The organism is Nostoc sp. NMS9 (genome assembly GCF_017114995.1).
Taxonomy (GTDB): Bacteria; Cyanobacteriota; Cyanobacteriia; order Cyanobacteriales; family Nostocaceae; genus Nostoc.
Genome location: NZ_JABXKL010000068.1, coordinates 1 through 16876 on the forward strand (window position 1 = coordinate 1; position 16876 = coordinate 16876).

The 16876-nt window shown below is 41.4% G+C and carries 12 protein-coding genes and 1 pseudogene; 8 read left to right on the top strand and 5 right to left on the bottom strand.

Annotation, left to right across the window (positions count from 1 at the left end; translation table 11 throughout):
* Positions 1 to 414 (top strand): annotated as a pseudogene (locus HWQ40_RS20255) (IS4 family transposase); the annotation flags it as partial.
* Between the two features lie 128 nt (positions 415 to 542).
* On the opposite strand, the gene HWQ40_RS20260 reads toward HWQ40_RS20255, so the two are convergent.
* A complete protein-coding gene (locus tag HWQ40_RS20260; RefSeq protein WP_366934014.1) occupies positions 543 to 809 on the bottom strand; it encodes an element excision factor XisH family protein in 267 nt (88 codons plus the stop codon).
* A 230-nt stretch (positions 810 to 1039) separates the two neighbouring features.
* Here HWQ40_RS20260 and HWQ40_RS20265 point away from each other — a divergent pair, with 230 nt between their 5' ends.
* Positions 1040 to 1150 carry a DUF4277 domain-containing protein gene (locus HWQ40_RS20265; RefSeq protein ID WP_292780954.1) on the top strand — a complete coding sequence of 37 codons (111 nt, stop codon included), beginning with the start codon at positions 1040 to 1042 and terminating at the stop codon, positions 1148 to 1150.
* 442 nt (positions 1151 to 1592) lie between these two features.
* Here the strand turns inward: HWQ40_RS20265 and HWQ40_RS20270 are convergent, their stop codons facing one another.
* Positions 1593 to 1817 carry a hypothetical protein gene (locus tag HWQ40_RS20270; protein ID WP_292780957.1) on the bottom strand — a complete coding sequence of 75 codons (225 nt, stop codon included), beginning with the start codon at positions 1815 to 1817 and terminating at the stop codon, positions 1593 to 1595.
* A gap of 72 nt (positions 1818 to 1889) precedes the next feature.
* Complete coding sequence (locus HWQ40_RS20275; RefSeq protein ID WP_292781011.1) at positions 1890 to 5309, bottom strand: pentapeptide repeat-containing protein; 3420 nt, start codon at positions 5307 to 5309, stop codon at positions 1890 to 1892.
* A gap of 7 nt (positions 5310 to 5316) precedes the next feature.
* On the opposite strand from HWQ40_RS20275, the gene HWQ40_RS20280 reads away from it, so the two are divergent.
* From HWQ40_RS20280 to HWQ40_RS20300, 5 genes are all read left to right on the top strand, one after another.
* Entirely contained in the window at positions 5317 to 5406 is a 90-nt protein-coding gene (locus HWQ40_RS20280) for a hypothetical protein (protein ID WP_292781014.1), read from the top strand.
* On the top strand, positions 5403 to 6116 hold the full coding sequence (locus HWQ40_RS20285; RefSeq protein ID WP_292780960.1) for a TIGR04283 family arsenosugar biosynthesis glycosyltransferase: 714 nt from the start codon (positions 5403 to 5405) through the stop codon (positions 6114 to 6116). Before HWQ40_RS20280 ends, HWQ40_RS20285 begins: the two co-directional genes overlap by 4 nt.
* A gap of 132 nt (positions 6117 to 6248) precedes the next feature.
* Entirely contained in the window at positions 6249 to 7007 is a 759-nt protein-coding gene (locus HWQ40_RS20290; RefSeq protein ID WP_292780963.1) for a TVP38/TMEM64 family protein, read from the top strand.
* Entirely contained in the window at positions 6976 to 7749 is a 774-nt protein-coding gene (locus tag HWQ40_RS20295; RefSeq protein WP_292780966.1) for a TVP38/TMEM64 family protein, read from the top strand. The genes HWQ40_RS20290 and HWQ40_RS20295 overlap by 32 nt, the downstream gene beginning before the upstream one ends.
* Before the next feature lie 563 nt (positions 7750 to 8312).
* Positions 8313 to 9863, top strand: coding sequence for a mercuric reductase (locus tag HWQ40_RS20300; RefSeq protein WP_292780968.1), 1551 nt, complete (start codon positions 8313 to 8315; stop codon positions 9861 to 9863).
* A 596-nt stretch (positions 9864 to 10459) separates the two neighbouring features.
* On the opposite strand, the gene HWQ40_RS20305 is transcribed toward HWQ40_RS20300, so the two are convergent.
* On the bottom strand, positions 10460 to 13954 hold the full coding sequence (locus HWQ40_RS20305; protein WP_292780970.1) for a PA14 domain-containing protein: 3495 nt from the start codon (positions 13952 to 13954) through the stop codon (positions 10460 to 10462).
* A 1000-nt stretch (positions 13955 to 14954) separates the two neighbouring features.
* Here HWQ40_RS20305 and mgtE point away from each other — a divergent pair.
* Entirely contained in the window at positions 14955 to 16355 is a 1401-nt protein-coding gene (gene mgtE, locus HWQ40_RS20310; RefSeq protein ID WP_292780972.1) for a magnesium transporter, read from the top strand.
* A gap of 88 nt (positions 16356 to 16443) precedes the next feature.
* On the opposite strand, the gene HWQ40_RS20315 is transcribed toward mgtE, so the two are convergent.
* Positions 16444 to 16701 (bottom strand): hypothetical protein, encoded by a 258-nt coding sequence (locus tag HWQ40_RS20315; RefSeq protein WP_292731336.1) that lies wholly within the window; start codon positions 16699 to 16701, stop codon positions 16444 to 16446.
* Between the last annotated feature and the right edge of the window lie 175 nt (positions 16702 to 16876).

Below are 16876 nucleotides of genomic sequence, written 5' to 3' on the forward strand. Positions count from 1 at the left end.
ACAAATTTAAACGCTCTTACTTCGGCTATTAATGCTTATAAAAAGCGGTTTGACATTGAAGAGATGTTTCGAGATTTTAAAAGTGGTGGTTACAAGCTAGAAGATACAAATGTTTCGGGTAATCGCTTGATATCTCTGATATTAATAATATCTTTTGCTTATAGTATGTCCACTTTTCAAGGGCAAAAAATTAAGCGTATTGGTGTACAAAAATATGTTGCTAGAGTCAAAGAATATGGACGAGTGACCAGGAGGCATAGCAGTTTTTATGTCGGTTTATATAGTCAAATCTGCGTAAGTTTTATAGATAATTGTTGGTGTATTGTTCAAAAATTAATGAGATTAAATAGCAATAATAACGAGTATTATTTACGAGGTATGAGGGCTATGGAGCTTATTTTGTCTACGTTTTAGCTTTCATGTCGCCCCCTCAGCAACTAATAGTGAGACTTGATATTGTTCCAAAATAAATTTAATTGCAAATTTTGGAAAAAATCCTCGTAAATTATTTCACCTATTGCCAAATATAATTGCTTTTCAGGCTATTCAAGAGAAAGTAGAGCTTTATAAATGAGATACTGACCTAATGCAGTTTCCAAATCACGTATAGGAGAGCGACCCAGAAAACTTTTAATTTCAATAACAATTTGTTTTCCTTCTCTACTCGCGGCAATGGTCTTTTCACCAGCAAGATCGGCAAACAATTTAACTTCTTCATATTTAATCAGATAAGGATCGGCTGTAATTATCCAACCATCCTTAATTAAGGCATTTTTAACCGCATCATGGTATACATCTTTTGCTGGCATTTTCTCCCTGATAATCTAGACAAAGTAGCTATTGGGGTAGTTAATATAATTCTACTAAGGGCGGTTATGTTTGCGATAATTCATTCATTAAAACCCACATTTCGCAAATATTAAAGCGGATTCAATAATTATGAAATTAGAGAATATTAAGCCTGAAATAATTATCAGACAATCATTTCAGGCTTTTTTTATATAAAACAATAAGCGTCAATTAGAGAGAGAAAAAAAGCATGGATGAGGCATTAGAAGCAATAAAAGTCCTAGATATAGACCATTTAGGTATAGTAGCAGGAATAATAGACGAGATAGAATTGGTAGAAAAAGTGAATAAAAAAGTGTGAATAAAAGTTTCTGTACATTTGCTGCTCATAAATGGACAGGAGCAAATGAGCAATTTAACAGAGGAACGTCAAAAGATTCTGAATTATTTAGGTCAGAGTTGTAGCCGATATTATCTGATGATTTTAAAAAGGTTTATTTGACAAAAAATGCAGAGATTCTTTAATAAATATAAATTTTAGCGAAGATGACAATGTTCTTGGCTGGGATTATATTGATTAATTTCGGATAAATAAGTTGATTAATTGAGAGAATGAATCTATTTTTAAATAAATGAAATTAACTTCCTGGGGGATTGGCTAATTATTTGAATAAAAAGTGAAGTTAAACCAGAAAATTTAGACTTGAGAATAATCTTCTGGGTTTGACTTTTAAAAATTACCAGTAATATGAGTCACATCTGCAGAATGTGGGTTAAAAATCACTTAGCAATGAATTTCAGAGTCAAGCGTTGGCGTAGCCCGCCGCAGGCATCGCTCTTTGATGCCATTTTTTCAGATTAGATGCAGAGTTCCCGGAAGTGGCTTCAGGGTTGACGGGAGTGGCTTCAGAGTTGACGGGAGTGACTTCAGGGTTCGTTTTTGTCTGTTGCGATCGCTGTTCGATGCCATTTTTGAAAATTAGATGTTCTGATAAATCGCTTTTAGGTGCGCTAGTAGCGACAGACAAAGTAACTATTGGGGCTAGTTAATATAACTGTACTAAGGGCAGTTATATTTGCCATAATTCATTCTTTGGAATTCACTTAGTTGGTTTGAGTTTGAATACTAAATTAGGCTGGAAAGTCAAATCAAGTGGTTCAGGTGGTAGACCAAGCTTAGTACGAAAATCCTTGTCGTATTTTGCTTGTTTCCAATTTTTAGCAGATTTAACTTGTTCAACAGTCAGGTTTTTCACACCTCTTAGGTCGGCAAAGCTGAGGTCAGCACCTCTGAGGTTGGCAAAGCTGAGGTCAGCACCACTGAGGTTGGCAAGGCTGAGGTCAGCACCACTGAGGTTGGCAAAGATGAGGTTAGCACCACTGAGGTTGCCAAAAAAGCCGAAGTAAGCACCACTGAGGTTAGCAAAACCGAGGTTAGCACCACTGAGGTTGGCACCAGCGAGGTTGGCATTAGGAGCAATTAGGTACATTTGTTGTTTAGTAGGATCGAAATTCTCAGGAAACTTAGTTTCATGAGTGTAAATAGCATCTTTGAGGTTGGTACTGCTGAGGTTAACACCTCTGAGGTCAACACCTCTGAGGTCGGCTTTGCTGAGGTTAGCACTGCTAAGGTTTGTAAAAAAGGTGAAGTTAGCATCTTTGAGGTTTGCACTGCTGAGGTCAGCACCGCTAAGGTTGGCAAAGCTGAGGTTAGCACCGCCAAGGTCAGCACCTCTGAGGTCGGCATTAAGAGCAATTAAGTACATTTGTTGCTTAGTAAGCTCGAAATTCTCAGGAAATTTAGTTTCATGAGTGTAAATAGCACCTTTGAGGTTGACCTTGCTGAGATTGGCTTCACTGAGATTAGTGCTGCTGAGGTTGGCTTTACTGAGGTTGACGCTGCTGAGGTCGGCTTTACTGAGGTTGGCATTGCTGAGGTTGGCACTGCTGAGGTCGGCACCGTTGAGTTTAGCGCTGCTGAGATCGGCATTGTCTAGTTTGGTACTGCTGAGTTTGGAATTGTTGAGGATGGCATCGTTGAGGTTGGCGCGGTTGAGGTTGGCGCGGTTGAGGTTGGCATCAGTGACGTTAGCACCGTTGAGGTTGGCATCGTTGAGGTTGGCATCGTTGAGGTTGGCGCGGCTGAGGTTGGCGCGGTTGAGGTTGGCACTGTTGAGGATGGTACTGTTGAGGATGGCACCGTTAAGATCAGCAGAACTGAGGTTTGCACGACTGAGGTCATTACGGCTGAAATCTTGGTTAGCTAGACTGTCACCAAGTCTTACAAGCGTTTCCAGTGCCTTAATTTTTTCCCGACTGTACTCATTTCCTTTAACAGTATCGACTGTATGCCAAAGAATCCGTTTGGCAACAACAATACCCAGAATTACTGACACACCCAGCGGAATAATTAAGGCAAAACCAACGAACTTAAGACGATTATTTCGTTTTTGTTTAATGCTTACTTGAATAAACTCAATAGCCAAGTCAGATAATTTCCAGTCTTCAGCTTGTTGCTCATGAAAATCCTTTGCACTTCTCAAACGGTTTCCCTGAAAGAGGTCATCTTCTGCCTTTCCCCGATCTCGCCATTCAACAGCTGCCGCTTCAATTTTCCGCTTTTGTCGTAATATATCCCGATTTTCCTCAATCCACTGGCGCAATAGCGACCAATGGCGAATCAGTGCTTCATGGGCTACATCTATGACAGCAACTTGATCAAGACCTGACCCCTTCTTAAGCAAGCTACTGGTAACAATTAACTTCTCATCTGTTAACCGTTGAATTACGCTATTAATCACAACCTCTGGATACTGTAATGTGACGAAATCTCGTTGCCAAACCTGCTTGCGGGTATCTTCTGTTCCTTCTCCCAATTGTGTCAGTTCTAAAAAAATCCGCTTTGTTATCTGCTGTTCTTCAGGTAATAATGACTCATAAACTTCTGTAGCGCGTTTTTGAAGCGTTCCTCTGACTCCACCCAGTCGAGTGTAGGTATTAAGGGTTAAGCGTTCCTCAGTCCTTTGCTTCCATATTTCTGTCAGCGTGTACTGCAATAATGGTAAACTTACCGGAGAGCTTTCTACATCTACAATCATCTGAAGAATTAACTCAGGTTCGACTTCTAAGTTCACTTGTTTTGCAGGTTTGAAAATTGCTTTTGTTAATTCCTCTCGACTCATTGGTGTTACTATCACCAAATTATCCTGAATCTTCTTGGCTAGTCCCCCATATTCCTGTTTAATACGCTTGTCAAAAAAATCAACTCGCATCGTTATTACTAAGCAAAGTTTATTGTCATTTCTCTGCAAAGCACCTAGCAAACATTCAAAAAATTGCTGTCGTTTTGCAATGTCTTGGCATAGGGTAAAAGCTTCTTCAAACTGGTCTACCACTAGCACAACGCGCTGAGTTTGCCTACCTGTAATTAACTGTCCTAAACCAGCTGCACCTTTCGCAATTAATTCTTCAGCTTTTGCTAATTGAAATGCTCGTTCAATATCTGATAATTCTGATTCTACAAATGCCAGTGCTAAATTTTGTAAGGGGTTAATCCCTGGTCGAAATATTTTTAACTGCCAAGTTTCACTACCCGATAACCTACGTCCTAACTGTAATTGATAAAGTAAACCCGCTCTGACAACACTAGACTTACCACTTCCTGATGCTCCCAACACAGCGAGAAAATTACCGCAACGCACTTTTTCTAATAATTCGTCGGTTAACGCTGTTCTGCCATAAAATAAGTTTGCATCTGCTTCTGTACAATCAAAATAGGACAAACCTTTGTAAGGACAAATAGCTGATACTTGTACCGTGGAGTTAACAACAGAGGAATCCCATTTGCGGGTGAGATTAATTGCTTCACCAGAGTTAGCAAAAATTGGACGCTGGGGAAAGGGGTGATATTCTTGATTGAGCAAGTCTACTAAGGTGTAGTTACTCACCCAACGTTCTTGTTTTGGTTCCAAACCTTTGAGCAGTGAGGCGGTGAGAACGCTGTGTTGGCTGTTAATATCTTCAAAAGCAACTTCAAAATCACGAGAAGCCGCAATAAAACATCTGTCTCTACCTTTACCTCTATCGCCTGGATCTGCCTCTGCAAAATTTAGCACTTCCCCGCTATAGCAGCAATCCAAAATCACAATTTGTTGTCTGACTTCACTTTCTTGCAGTAGTCGCCGCAGCCATTGCAAAGATAATCCCCAATTACCAGTGTCGGGGTTGACTTCACTTGTTGCTAAAAAACCTTCCTGAATTCCTAAGTTTTTCCGCAATCCATGACCAGAAAAATAGAGCAGTGCTGTGTCTGGCGGCTTACCTTCTGGCTTAAACAATTGGACGATCGCTTTTTCTAACTGAGTTAAACTAACTTTAGTTTGCTTACCAATGCGAATCGTCTCATTTTCTTTGTCTTTGACTGCTGGTAGCCGCGTTAACCGAAATTCACCATATTGTTGTAAGATTTGAGCGATCGCTTCACCATCGGCAGCTGGTGCGTTGAGACTCTTTAAAGGTATACCTTACGTGACTAAAGGCACGGCTGAAAGTAATCTTAAGGTAACGGTAGAGTGTTCATTTCCTGACCAACCGGAAAAGCAAACTCAGCAATCATGAGTCAGAATATTGGTGCTGGTAAAATTTCTATTATCATTCCGGCTATTAATGAAGCAGGAAATATTAAAGAAGCAATTGCGACAACTCAACTCAGTATAAATATAGAAGTCATAGTAGTAGATGGTGGCTCAAAGGATGACACAGTAGAAATAGTCCAGTCATTAGGTGTCAAAGTTATTTCATCATTTACCCCTGGCCGTGCTGTGCAGATGAACGCTGGTGCTGTAGCGGCTAGTGGTGAGATTCTGTTATTTCTCCATGCAGATACCCGTTTGCCAACGGGGTTTGATGAGATGATTCGCACAGCACTACAACAGCCTGGGAGTGTGGCTGGTGCTTTTAAGTTGCGGATTGATGCGTCCCTTTTAAGTTTACGATGGGTGGAGTGGGGAGTAAATGTGCGATCGCATTTTTACCAAATGCCTTATGGCGACCAAGCAATTTTTTTAACAAAAGAAGTATTTCAGCAAATTGGCGGCTTTCCTGAATTGCCTATCATGGAAGACTTTGAACTCATGCGTCGTTTAAAACGCATTGGACGCGTTGTAATTATTTCTACACCAGTTGTCACCTCAGCCCGTAGATGGTTGCAAAAGGGGGTATTCAAAACTACGCTACTTAATCAAATAGTAATTATTGCTTATTTGCTCGGCGTTTCACCTGAGCGAATTTGTCGCTGGTATCGCCGAGAAAAATTTAAGAGGCTTTAAGCTGTTTATCATGTAGGAATATATCTTAGGAGCATTGGATTTGAGGTGTTGAGCTTCAGTGTTGAAGTTCCGAACACGAACTTTCAAGTTCTGAACATAAACTTTCAGGTTCTAAAGGTAAAACTTATAAAAATGAGGAAGCCTGTATTAAATTCCAAACTCAAACTACTACTCCTAAGTTGCCTGATTGTCACTCTCATAATTGCTGCTAAACAGTTAAATTTTCAGGGACTTTTACAGACTTCAGTCATTTGGGTTCACAGTCTTGGTGCTTTCGGGCCTATCGCCTACATAGTCATTTACAACTTAGCAAGATTACTGTTTATACCAGGTTCTCTTTTAACTCTCAAAGGTGGTTGTCTGTTTGGAGTATTTTGGGGGTCAATATATGTACTAATTGCTGCAACAATTGGAGCAACCTTGGCTTTTATCATTGGACGTTACCTCTCACGAGATTGGGTTTCTCGACAAATGGACAAACATCCTAAATTTAAAGCGATTGATTTAGCAGTTGCTAAAGAAGGATGGAAAATTGTTTTGCTAACTCGTCTTTCACCCGTCTTTCCCTTCAATTTATTAAATTATGCTTTTGGAGTAACACAGGTTTCTCTCAAAGACTATATATTAGGTTCCTTCGGCATCATTCCCGGTACTGTGATGTACGTTTATATTGGTTCTTTAGCTGGTAATCTTGCCATGATTAACACCTCTCATCAACCAATTACTCCAGAAACTCAAGTCTGGCAATGGATAATGCGAGTGGTTGGATTGATTGCTACCGTTGCTGTAACTGTGTATATCACAAAAGTTGCTCAGAAAGCATTAGCTCAAAGTGTGGCAATAGAAAAAATAACAACCCATGACAAAACACCCAATAAATCAGATATTTAAAACTATTGATGCCAGAAACTTGCAGAAGTTTTTTAACCTCAGTGTATTAACATTACTGATATTGGCGACTGCTTTCTCATTAAATACAGACTCGGCTTTCGCACAAGAATCGGCAAATTCAAATTCTTTTAATCCCCAAGCAATTTTACGCGAAGCCTTGGAGTGGATTGATAGCCTGGGTGCAGTGGGAGCCATAGCTTTTATTGCCCTTTATATTATCGCTACTGTTGCTTTTTTCCCAGGTTCTATTCTCACCTTGGGAGCTGGTGTGATTTTTGGTGCAGTTTTGGGTTCTCTCTACGTGTTTATCGGTGCAACCCTTGGCGCTACCGCTGCTTTTCTCGTTGGACGTTATTTAGCAAGGGGTTGGGTTGCTGGTAAAATCGCAGATAACAAAAAATTTGCCGCCATTGACCAAGCGGTAGGTAAAGAAGGATTAAAAATTGTCCTGTTAACGCGATTGTCCCCGATATTTCCTTTCAATTTGCTTAACTATGCCTTTGGCATCACAGGAGTTTCACTTCAAGATTACTTCATCGGCTCTCTAGGCATGATTCCCGGAACCATCATGTATGTTTATATTGGTTCCCTTGCAAGTAATCTGGCGATGATTGGCACTGAGGCTCAACCTACCAACCCGACTTTACAATGGGCAATTCGCATTTTGGGTTTGATTGCAACAGTTGCCGTTACAGTTTATGTAACCCGGATTGCACGCAAAGCTTTAGAAGAGGAATTGTAAAGGTGGAAACAAAGGCAGGAGGCAGGAGGCCTACGGTATACACACAAGTCAGATCCAGTTTTACCCTACGCTTGGGATCAGCCAGAAAACCCCCATGTAGAGACGCGATTTATCGCGTCTAAAAGACTGGCACGTTAACAAGACGCGGTAAATCGCCGTCTCTACAAAGAATATACTCGTCAATTATTCCTTGACAGACTACTATTTCTGACTTGTGTATACACCATAGACGGGGCAGGAGGAATTTACGTTTCAAAACGTAGGATTAAAGCAAGGACGTGCGTATCATACCAGTATCTTCTTTTTAAACTGCGGCTCTAGACCCAAAACAAAAGTTTTCAATCATACCTGTTTCCTTCTGTCCCCTACCCTCTGCCTCCTACCCCCTGCCCCCTGACTCCTCTTGTAAAAACGTTTATACAGGAAAGCTTCAATCATATCTGTCAATTCCCAAACGGACAAAACAATTCAAAGGCTGTATTCCTTATTAAACAAGCATAAAAAATAAAAGACTGAGCCGCCTAAATTAATCGGGATTCTTAATTTTAAAAGAGGTTTTGCCAATGACCAATTCAGATTTAGAGAGAGTCACAGTTCGCCCAATGGATGAGTATAACCAAAAGTTGGTGTCTTACGTCCATCCACCAAATTGGGTTAATCCTCAACCCACCGATGTTTACGACTTGGTAGTAATTGGTGCTGGTACGGCGGGATTAGTCGTGGCGGCGGGTGCGGCGGGTCTGGATTTGGGTTTAAAGGTGGCGTTGATTGAAAAGCATCTCATGGGTGGAGATTGCTTAAATGTTGGTTGCGTACCATCTAAAACTATTATTCGGTCTGCCCGCGTCGTTGGCGAAATCTGGGATGCTAAAGGTTTGGGAGTTAATATTCCCCAACATAATATTAATGTTGATTTTTCCAAAGTTATGGCCAGGATGCGGCGAATCAGGGCTGATGTCAGCCAGAATGACTCGGCGGAACGGTTTCAAAACCTGGGTGTCGATGTCTTTTTGGGTAGCGGTCGATTTGCAAGTAAAAATACCGTGGAAGTTGGGGACAAAACCCTCAAGTTTAAAAAAGCTGTCATTGCAACTGGCGCAAGAGCTGCACAACTGTCGATTCCGGGAATTGAACAGGCGGGTTATCTAACTAATGAGACGGTTTTTTCCCTGATTCAACGACCAGAACATTTGGCGGTGATTGGTGGCGGCCCCATTGGTTGCGAATTAGCGCAAGCTTTCCGACGTTTGGGTTGTGAAGTAGTGCTTTTCCATAGCGGTTCTCATCTCCTGAATAAAGAAGACGCTGAAGCCGCTAATATTCTCCAAAAGGTTTTGATTAACGAAGGAATTCGCGTAGTACTCAATTCCAAGTTGGAAGAAGTGGTAACTGTCACCCAGGGGAAACGGCTTTATTTTTCCACCAATGGTCATCGAGATTCGGTGACAGTCGATGAAATTTTAGTCGGTGCGGGGCGATCGCCAAATGTGGAAGGTTTAAATTTAGAATCAGTGGGGGTGGAATACGACAAGCACCAAGGAGTGAAGGTAAATGATTACCTCCAAACGACCAATCCCAAAATTTATGCAGCTGGCGATATCTGCATGAACTGGAAGTTTACCCATGCAGCTGATGCAGCGGCGCGGATTGTAATTAAAAATACCCTGTTTTCTCCCTTTGGCTTGGGACGCTCGAAACTCAGTAGTTTGGTGATGCCTTGGGTAACTTATACTGACCCAGAAATTGCTCACGTCGGGTTATACGAACACGAGGCCCAGAAATTGGGTATTGAGGTGACGACCATCAACATACCTTTTAGTAGTGTAGATCGAGCGATCGCAGATGGTGAAGAGTTAGGATTTCTCAAAATCCACCATAAAAAGGGGTCTGATGAAATTATCGGTGCAACTATTGTCGCTAGTCACGCGGGTGAGATGATTTCAGAAGTGACTACGGCAATAGTGAATAAGATTGGTTTGAGCAAGTTAAGCAGTGTAATTCATCCTTATCCCACTCAAGCCGAAGCGATTAAAAAAGCCGCTGATGCTTATCGTCGAACACTCCTAACATCAAATACCAAAAAATTGTTAGGATTTCTGACAAAGTTATCTTAATACCATTTCTTTGTGAGGCTGCGCCAAATTTTCTTTCTTGCTTTGTGTCCAACTCTTACGAGACGCTGCGCGAATGCGCCCTTTGCGGTTCGTTCCTTATATAATTTGGCGTATCTTTATACAGAATTGGTATAAGCAAAATCAGTGAACAGTTGGATAACTGTTCACTGATAACTGATACAGCAGTTTTCAACTAGATGAGGTATAAAGTACAGGACTCAAAACCAGACATAAAGAGTTTACTTCCTCCCTCCTGCCTTCTGCCTCCTGCCTCCTGCCTCCTTCAAGTCATATCATGTCCGCCAAATCACCCATAATAAAAGAACCCCACCCCCAACCCCTCCCCGCTTGCGGGGCTACGGTGTACACACAAGTCTGAAATAGCTGATTAACCAAGGTTTTACCCCACCCTAACCCTCCCCTTATAAAGGGGAGGGAACCGGATTTTCTTGTTTCCCCCCTTTATAAGGGGGGATTAAGGGGGGTAATTCGACTTGTGTGTACACCGTAGGCTTGCGGGGAGGGGAGCTAAAGCGCAGCTTTTGCGGGGTGGGGTTCCGGTTATTATGGTTAATTACCCGGACATCATATCATCTCTAAACAGGTCGGAAGCGATCGATCTCGCCTCCGGTCAAGTTTGCGTAATACAGATTACCATCAGGGCCAGTGGTGATTTGTGTAGGCAGTCCTAGATTAGGCCTGTCCGTTTGGGAAGCAAACTGCTTAACTGAGACAACTTTGCCCTGACTATCTAATATCAAAGCATCGATAGTTCCTTGACTGAAATCACCAATGAATAACGCACCTTGATAGATTGAAGGGAAAGTATTACCTGTGTAAAAGTCACCCACGAGAATCGAATTAGAACCAAAATGCTTGTAAGTGTACAGTGGTTCTGTAACAGATGAGCCACTATTATAGAAGGCTTTTGCTGGATCTAAACTAGCGTAGACTGGTTGTTTCAAACTGACGATATTACCATTTGCATCAAGGCCACCTTCATAGAATGGCCAGCCAAAGTTAGCTCCTGGTTTTCCGACATTGACCTCTTCGTAAGTACTGAAGCCAACATCGCCAATATAGGGGGTATTGGTCTTTTTATCAATTGTGAAACGGAAGGGGTTACGCAGACCTAAGTCATAAACTTTGGAAATATTGCTATTGGCGTCACCGTTGTAGAAAGGATTGCTTGATAAGCCTTTACCAGTAATCGGGTCAATCCGCAGAATCTTGCCGGACAGATTATTCTTATCCTGGACGCGAATTGCTCGGGGGTCTATCCCATTGTAGGAAGTACCATCTCCTAAGCTAACAAACAGAGAACCATCAGTACCAAAACGCACAGAACCAACTGAGTGAGATTCACTATCATTAGCTATAAAATTCTGGACATTTTGGACTTTATCGAGATTATTTAGATAATCCTGCAAGCTGGTAAACGGCTTACCAGTATCTTTGTTGAGAATTCCTGATGGTGCATAGCCAAGTGAGACATTTGTACTATTTCCATCTGGCTTGCTAATATTTGCCCAAGTGCCATTTGTGCCGAGTAGCACAACTTCGCTGCCAGCAATAGCAGTAGTGTAATTAGTGCTGGGATCGGCTGTAAAGCGACTTAGCCGTGCAGTACGATTTCCATTCTGGTCAGGATCGTCCAATGTGCTATTGGGATTGTTCTTCGGATTGTTTACACTAGTTTCTGGTGGATCGTAGGTATACAACAGGTAAACATAGTTGTTGCCGTTTGGATTTTTGCCAAAATCTGGATGTACGGTAATGCCTAACAGACCGCGATCGCGCGTATCATTTACCTCTCCACGTATATCAGTAAATGGTGTGGATAATAAGGTACCATTTTTTATGACTCGCACTACCCCATTTTTCTGGGCAATGAACATGCTGTTACCATCAGGTGCCCATTCAAAAGCTGTGGGTTGATTCAAACCAGAAGCTACCGTATCTAAAGCAAAGTTACCAGAGTCATTATCAATAATAGTGATACTTGTCTGTTGATTAGTTAGCTGCACTCCAACTGCGTTACTAAACTTCAAAGCAAATGTTTCATTTGATTCCCCAACGTTGTCATTCAGAATGGGGATAACAATGGTGTTGCTGGTTTGTCCGGCTAGAAAACTCAAGCTTCCAGATACAGTCTGGTAGTCAGATCCAGCTTTAGCAGTCCCATCTTGGGTTATGTAGCTCACGCTAGCAGCCGCCGAAGCATTGCCCCGTGTAACTGTCACCTTAGCAGTACCGTCACCCTCATTAACTACTGGCTGACTGAAATCGAGACCAGAGCGATCGTTGTCTTGAATCGTAATTGAGAGAGTTCTTTGGACTCCTAGTGTTGCCCCCTCTGCTTGATCGATCACAAAACTAAAGCTTTCATCTGCTTCTATTGAGGAATCATCATTGATCGGAATGGATACCTGTGCGCTGCTTTGTCCTGGCGCAAAAATAAGTGTTCCAGCACTTTCAACGCCTTCACTCCCATAGTCAACTCCTTTTGTGGCAGTATTACCTATAGTTGCATACTTAATTGAAGATGTACCACTTGAATCTCCGCTTCTAATTATTTTTACGGTAACACTATCACTACCTTCGTTCACAGTCATCGAAGACGATCCTAATGTGATGCTAGCTTCAAGAACTGGTGAATAGAGTTGCGACTGGGGAATGATTTCCTTAGCCTGAGAAGCGCTTGACCAACGCAGTTGAGAAACGGCATTGGATTTATTTTCATAGTACTCAAGTTTAATATCGTACTTCTGACCTGCAACCAATGCGATCGAGCCACTGGATTCGGTGGCAGGTTGATCGATAAACTTATCAATGATTTGTTGACCATTCACCCACAGTCGCACACCATCATCAGCAGTGGTGTAGAACTTGTAAGTTTCGCTGTACTTGGCTTCTACCTGACCTGTCCACCGCGCTGAGAAGGTATCTGCATCAATCGACGGAGCGGGAGAATCAGCGCCCCAATTAAAGTTCACCGTCGGATCTGTACGAGTTTGTTTGAGGTTGGTGAAGTCGATGTTGTTGTAATATTCTGCCTTGAGTCCGTTGCCACTACTAGTTGTGCTGATATTACTATACAGTTGGGACTGAGGAATGATTTCCTTCGCCTGAGAGGTGCTTGACCAAGCCAGTTGAGAAACGGCATTGGATTTATTTTCGTAGTACTCAAGTTTAATATTGTATTTCTCACCTGCAACCAATGCGATCGAGCCACTGTATGCTGTGGCAGGTTGATCGACAAACTTATCGATGATTTGTTGACCATTTACCCACAGTCGCACACCATCATCAGCAGTGGTGTAGAAGTTATAAGTTTCGCTGTACTTGGCTTCTACCTGACCTGTCCAGCGCGCTGAGAAGGTATCTGCACCAATCGACGGATCGGGAGAACCAGCGCGCCAGTTAAAGTTCACCGTCGGATCTATGCGAGTTTGCTTGAGATTGGTAAAGTCGATGTTGTCGTAATATTCTGCCTTGAGTCCGTTGCCACTACTACTACTACTACTACTACTACCACTAGATGTACTGGCATTACTATACAGTTGGGACTGAGGAATGATTTCCTTCGCCTGAGAAGTGCTTGACCAAGCCAGTTGAGAAACGGCATTGGATTTATTTTCGTAGTACTCAAGTTTAATATTGTATTTCTCACCTGCAACCAATGCGATCGAGCCACTGTATGCTGTGGCAGGTTGATCGACAAACTTATCGATGATTTGTTGACCATTTACCCACAGTCGCACACCATCATCAGCAGTGGTGTAGAAGTTGTAAGTTTCGCTGTACTTGGCTTCTACCAGACCTGTCCAGCGCGCTGAGAAGGTATCTGCATCAATCAACGGATCGGGAGAACCATTGCGCCAGTTAAAGTTCACCGTTGGATCTGTACGAGTTACCTTCAGATTGGTGAAGTCGATGTTGTCGTAATACTCTGCCTTGAGTCCATCTCCTTGAGAGAGTAGGCTAGACCGAGCAGAAATGCTGGTTTGTCCCTGATCAATGCTTTCTAGAGATGATTTAGTAGTAATTACTGAACTTACAGATGTTGATAAGTCTTGATTTGATGCCATAATTAATGTTTCAGGATTAGTTTCGCATTGATGAGTATTTTCAACAAAGAATGCATCATAAAGCTTGATAAAAATATATTCATAAGTTAATCATTGATTGACTTATAAATATATATTTAGTAATTGCTAATTATGAATAATTAGTTGAAGAACATATTAGTATTTGTTTTATTTCAACAAATTTCTGAATTCTTGACAGCCTCTAATCTCACTGATGTGTAGATGCATATTCGTTGAGGCAAGCGATGCCCAAGAAAAGCAGATACATACGTAATTAGTCAAATGCAATAACTTTACATACATTACTTAAGTAATTCTTTTACTTCTACATATTTGACAATAGATCGCGGTGTTATGTCTATCTTATTTATGGAACTTTGTTTAAATATTCACATTGATATATCCTTTTTTAAAGGAATATAAAAGTTTTGATGATCTTTAAATAAAAATTGCCAAAGTACCGGATAATTTAATATGTTTTATCTACATATTTATTAACTATATAAAAATTTGGTAAAGAAAAATTTTAATATTTAAAGATTTGAAAAATTAATATTTATCTATACTTCATCTTCACTATTACTTTATGTCTTTTTACCAGAACCAGCAGAAATATAGTAATAACCTAAAATCAGTGGAGCAAAAACTTTTGCAAGAGCCTCACCATTCATGCATTTAAGCTAGGAAACACAATCCGCTGGAATTAAGAAATAATCGTACTTTTTGAGTAACCTTGTTGCGGGTGGATTATCCTGCGAATCGCTACGCGACAGTTTCTCTTCTCCATGAGAGGCTACGCCTTAAGCGTAGCTATCCTGCAGGGTTTACGAGGGGCCGCGAGCAAAGAATTGTCAGCGTCCGAAACCCTACTCTTTCGTTCATTTACAAAAGTTTTCACTTTACTCCAAGTCAGAAAAATTACAAGTTTGACGTTGCACATCCCACTTTCCCCTAGACTAGGGGCAGCAACCTTGTTCAAACTGGCTGAGGAAAGTGGACTTTGACTGAGACAAACAATTTAAACTCTACCATCCAGAATCTCTCACGCAGGGAATTGCGAGATTTAGTGCGGACTCAGCTGCAAATGCTCCTGGAAGCAGGAGACTTGCAGGGAGCAAAATCTATTCTCGTACCCGTGCAGCCTGCAGATATTGCCGAGGCAATTGAGGGTTTACCAGAAGCGATGCACGCTTTGGCTTTTCGCTTGCTTTCTAAGGATGAGGCGATAGAAGTTTATGAATATCTCGACTACAGTGTTCAAGAACGGTTAATCGAAGAACTTAAAAGCCAGGAAGTCTGCGATATTGTCGATCAAATGTCGCCGGATGACCGAGCTAGGTTATTTGATGAATTACCGGCAAAAGTTGTCAATCGCTTGCTAGAACAACTGAGTCCAGCAGAACGCCAAGCTACAGCCCAACTATTGGGTTATGAAGCTGATACAGCTGGGCGAATTATGACGCTAGAGTTAATCTCGCTGAAAGAAAACTTGACAGTATCTCAAGCTCTAGAGCGAATTCGCAACTTAGCTAATGCCAGTGAGATGATTTATTATCTTTATGTCATGGATGCGGCAAGGCGCTTAACGGGGATTGTATCGTTGCGGGAATTAGTAACGTCTCAGCCTGAACAAATTATTGGCGAAATTATGACCCGTGATGTGGTGTTTGTCTACACTGATACAGACCAAGAAGAAGTTGCAAGATTAATCCAAAGATATGATTTTTTGGCTGTGCCTGTGGTAGATCGAGAACAGCTTCTAGTAGGTATTGTTACGGTGGATGATGTGATTGATATTCTGCAACAAGAAACCACCGAGGATATCTATGCCTTGGGTGGTGGTGTGCAGTCGGGGGGCGACAATTATTTTCAAATGAATTTGCTGGAAATTGCTCGGAAGCGAGTTGTCTGGTTATTGGTCTTACTTGTAACCAATACCGTCACAGGCACAATTATTAAGTCACAAGAAGATATTTTAACAAAAGTTGTGACACTGACGGCCTTTATCCCCTTGTTGACTGGTACTGGGGGTAATGTAGGCGCTCAATCTTCCACAGTAGTGATTCGCGGGATGAATACCGATGAAATCCGATCGCTTGGTGCATTGCAGGTAATCGGCCGGGAAGCGATCGCTGGGGCATTATTAGGAGGAATGTTAGGTACGATCGCTACTGTTTGGGCTTATTTTCTGCAAGGACGATTAGAAGTAGCGATCGCTGTAGGCACTAGTTTGGTAGCTATTTCTATTTTAGCTTCGATCTCCGGTTCAGCACTACCATTTCTATTTCGCTATCTGCGTTTAGATCCAGCATTAATGTCAGCACCATTTATCACCACAGCAGTTGATGTCGTAGGCGTTTTAATTTATTTCAATTTGGCGCGGGTAATTTTAAAGTTATGAAAAGAGTCATTGGTCATTAGTCATTAGTCATTAGTGAATAACACACTAAAAATGACAAAGGACAAAGGACAAATGACTAACTTAACTTTTACAATTCTGATTCCGTATCTGGAGCAACAATTTCGCCAGTACCTAATTGCAGTATCAAGTCCTGCTCAGTAATCAATCCACTGAGTTCCTTCACTTGTAAATTCATTTCTTCACAAGCTTGTCTGAGTTCTTGGGCAAATTTATTGAGGTCTTGACCATAGCCACATTGATAAGCAGCGGTTTCAATCCCTTGCTTGGCATTTGCTCTAGCACAATCTACTAATTCTGTGCCATGCAGTGGTGTAAGAGATGCCATAAACGTAGTTATTATTTATTAAATGTACGCTGTTAAACAGATTATCAATATTTCGACATTAAATCATCCCTCCAATGGATGACCATAAGGGTAGAGTTATAAGTTTAGAATTAGGAGTTAAAAATTAAAAGTTTAAGTTTAAAATATATTGTTTATAACTCTTAATTCCTAACTC

Bases quoted from the DNA above. Each gene is read 5' to 3' on its own strand.
- HWQ40_RS20260 (WP_366934014.1), bottom strand. From the start codon at position 809: ATGCCAGCAAAAGATGTATACCATGATGCGGTTAAAAATGCCTTAATT.
- HWQ40_RS20265 (WP_292780954.1), top strand. From the start codon at position 1,040: ATGGATGAGGCATTAGAAGCAATAAAAGTCCTAGATATAGACCATTTA.
- HWQ40_RS20295 (WP_292780966.1), top strand. From the start codon at position 6,976: ATGACAAAACACCCAATAAATCAGATATTTAAAACTATTGATGCCAGA.
- HWQ40_RS20290 (WP_292780963.1), top strand. From the start codon at position 6,249: ATGAGGAAGCCTGTATTAAATTCCAAACTCAAACTACTACTCCTAAGT.
- HWQ40_RS20285 (WP_292780960.1), top strand. From the start codon at position 5,403: ATGAGTCAGAATATTGGTGCTGGTAAAATTTCTATTATCATTCCGGCT.
- HWQ40_RS20305 (WP_292780970.1), bottom strand. From the start codon at position 13,954: ATGGCATCAAATCAAGACTTATCAACATCTGTAAGTTCAGTAATTACT.
- HWQ40_RS20300 (WP_292780968.1), top strand. From the start codon at position 8,313: ATGACCAATTCAGATTTAGAGAGAGTCACAGTTCGCCCAATGGATGAG.
- HWQ40_RS20315 (WP_292731336.1), bottom strand. From the start codon at position 16,701: ATGGCATCTCTTACACCACTGCATGGCACAGAATTAGTAGATTGTGCT.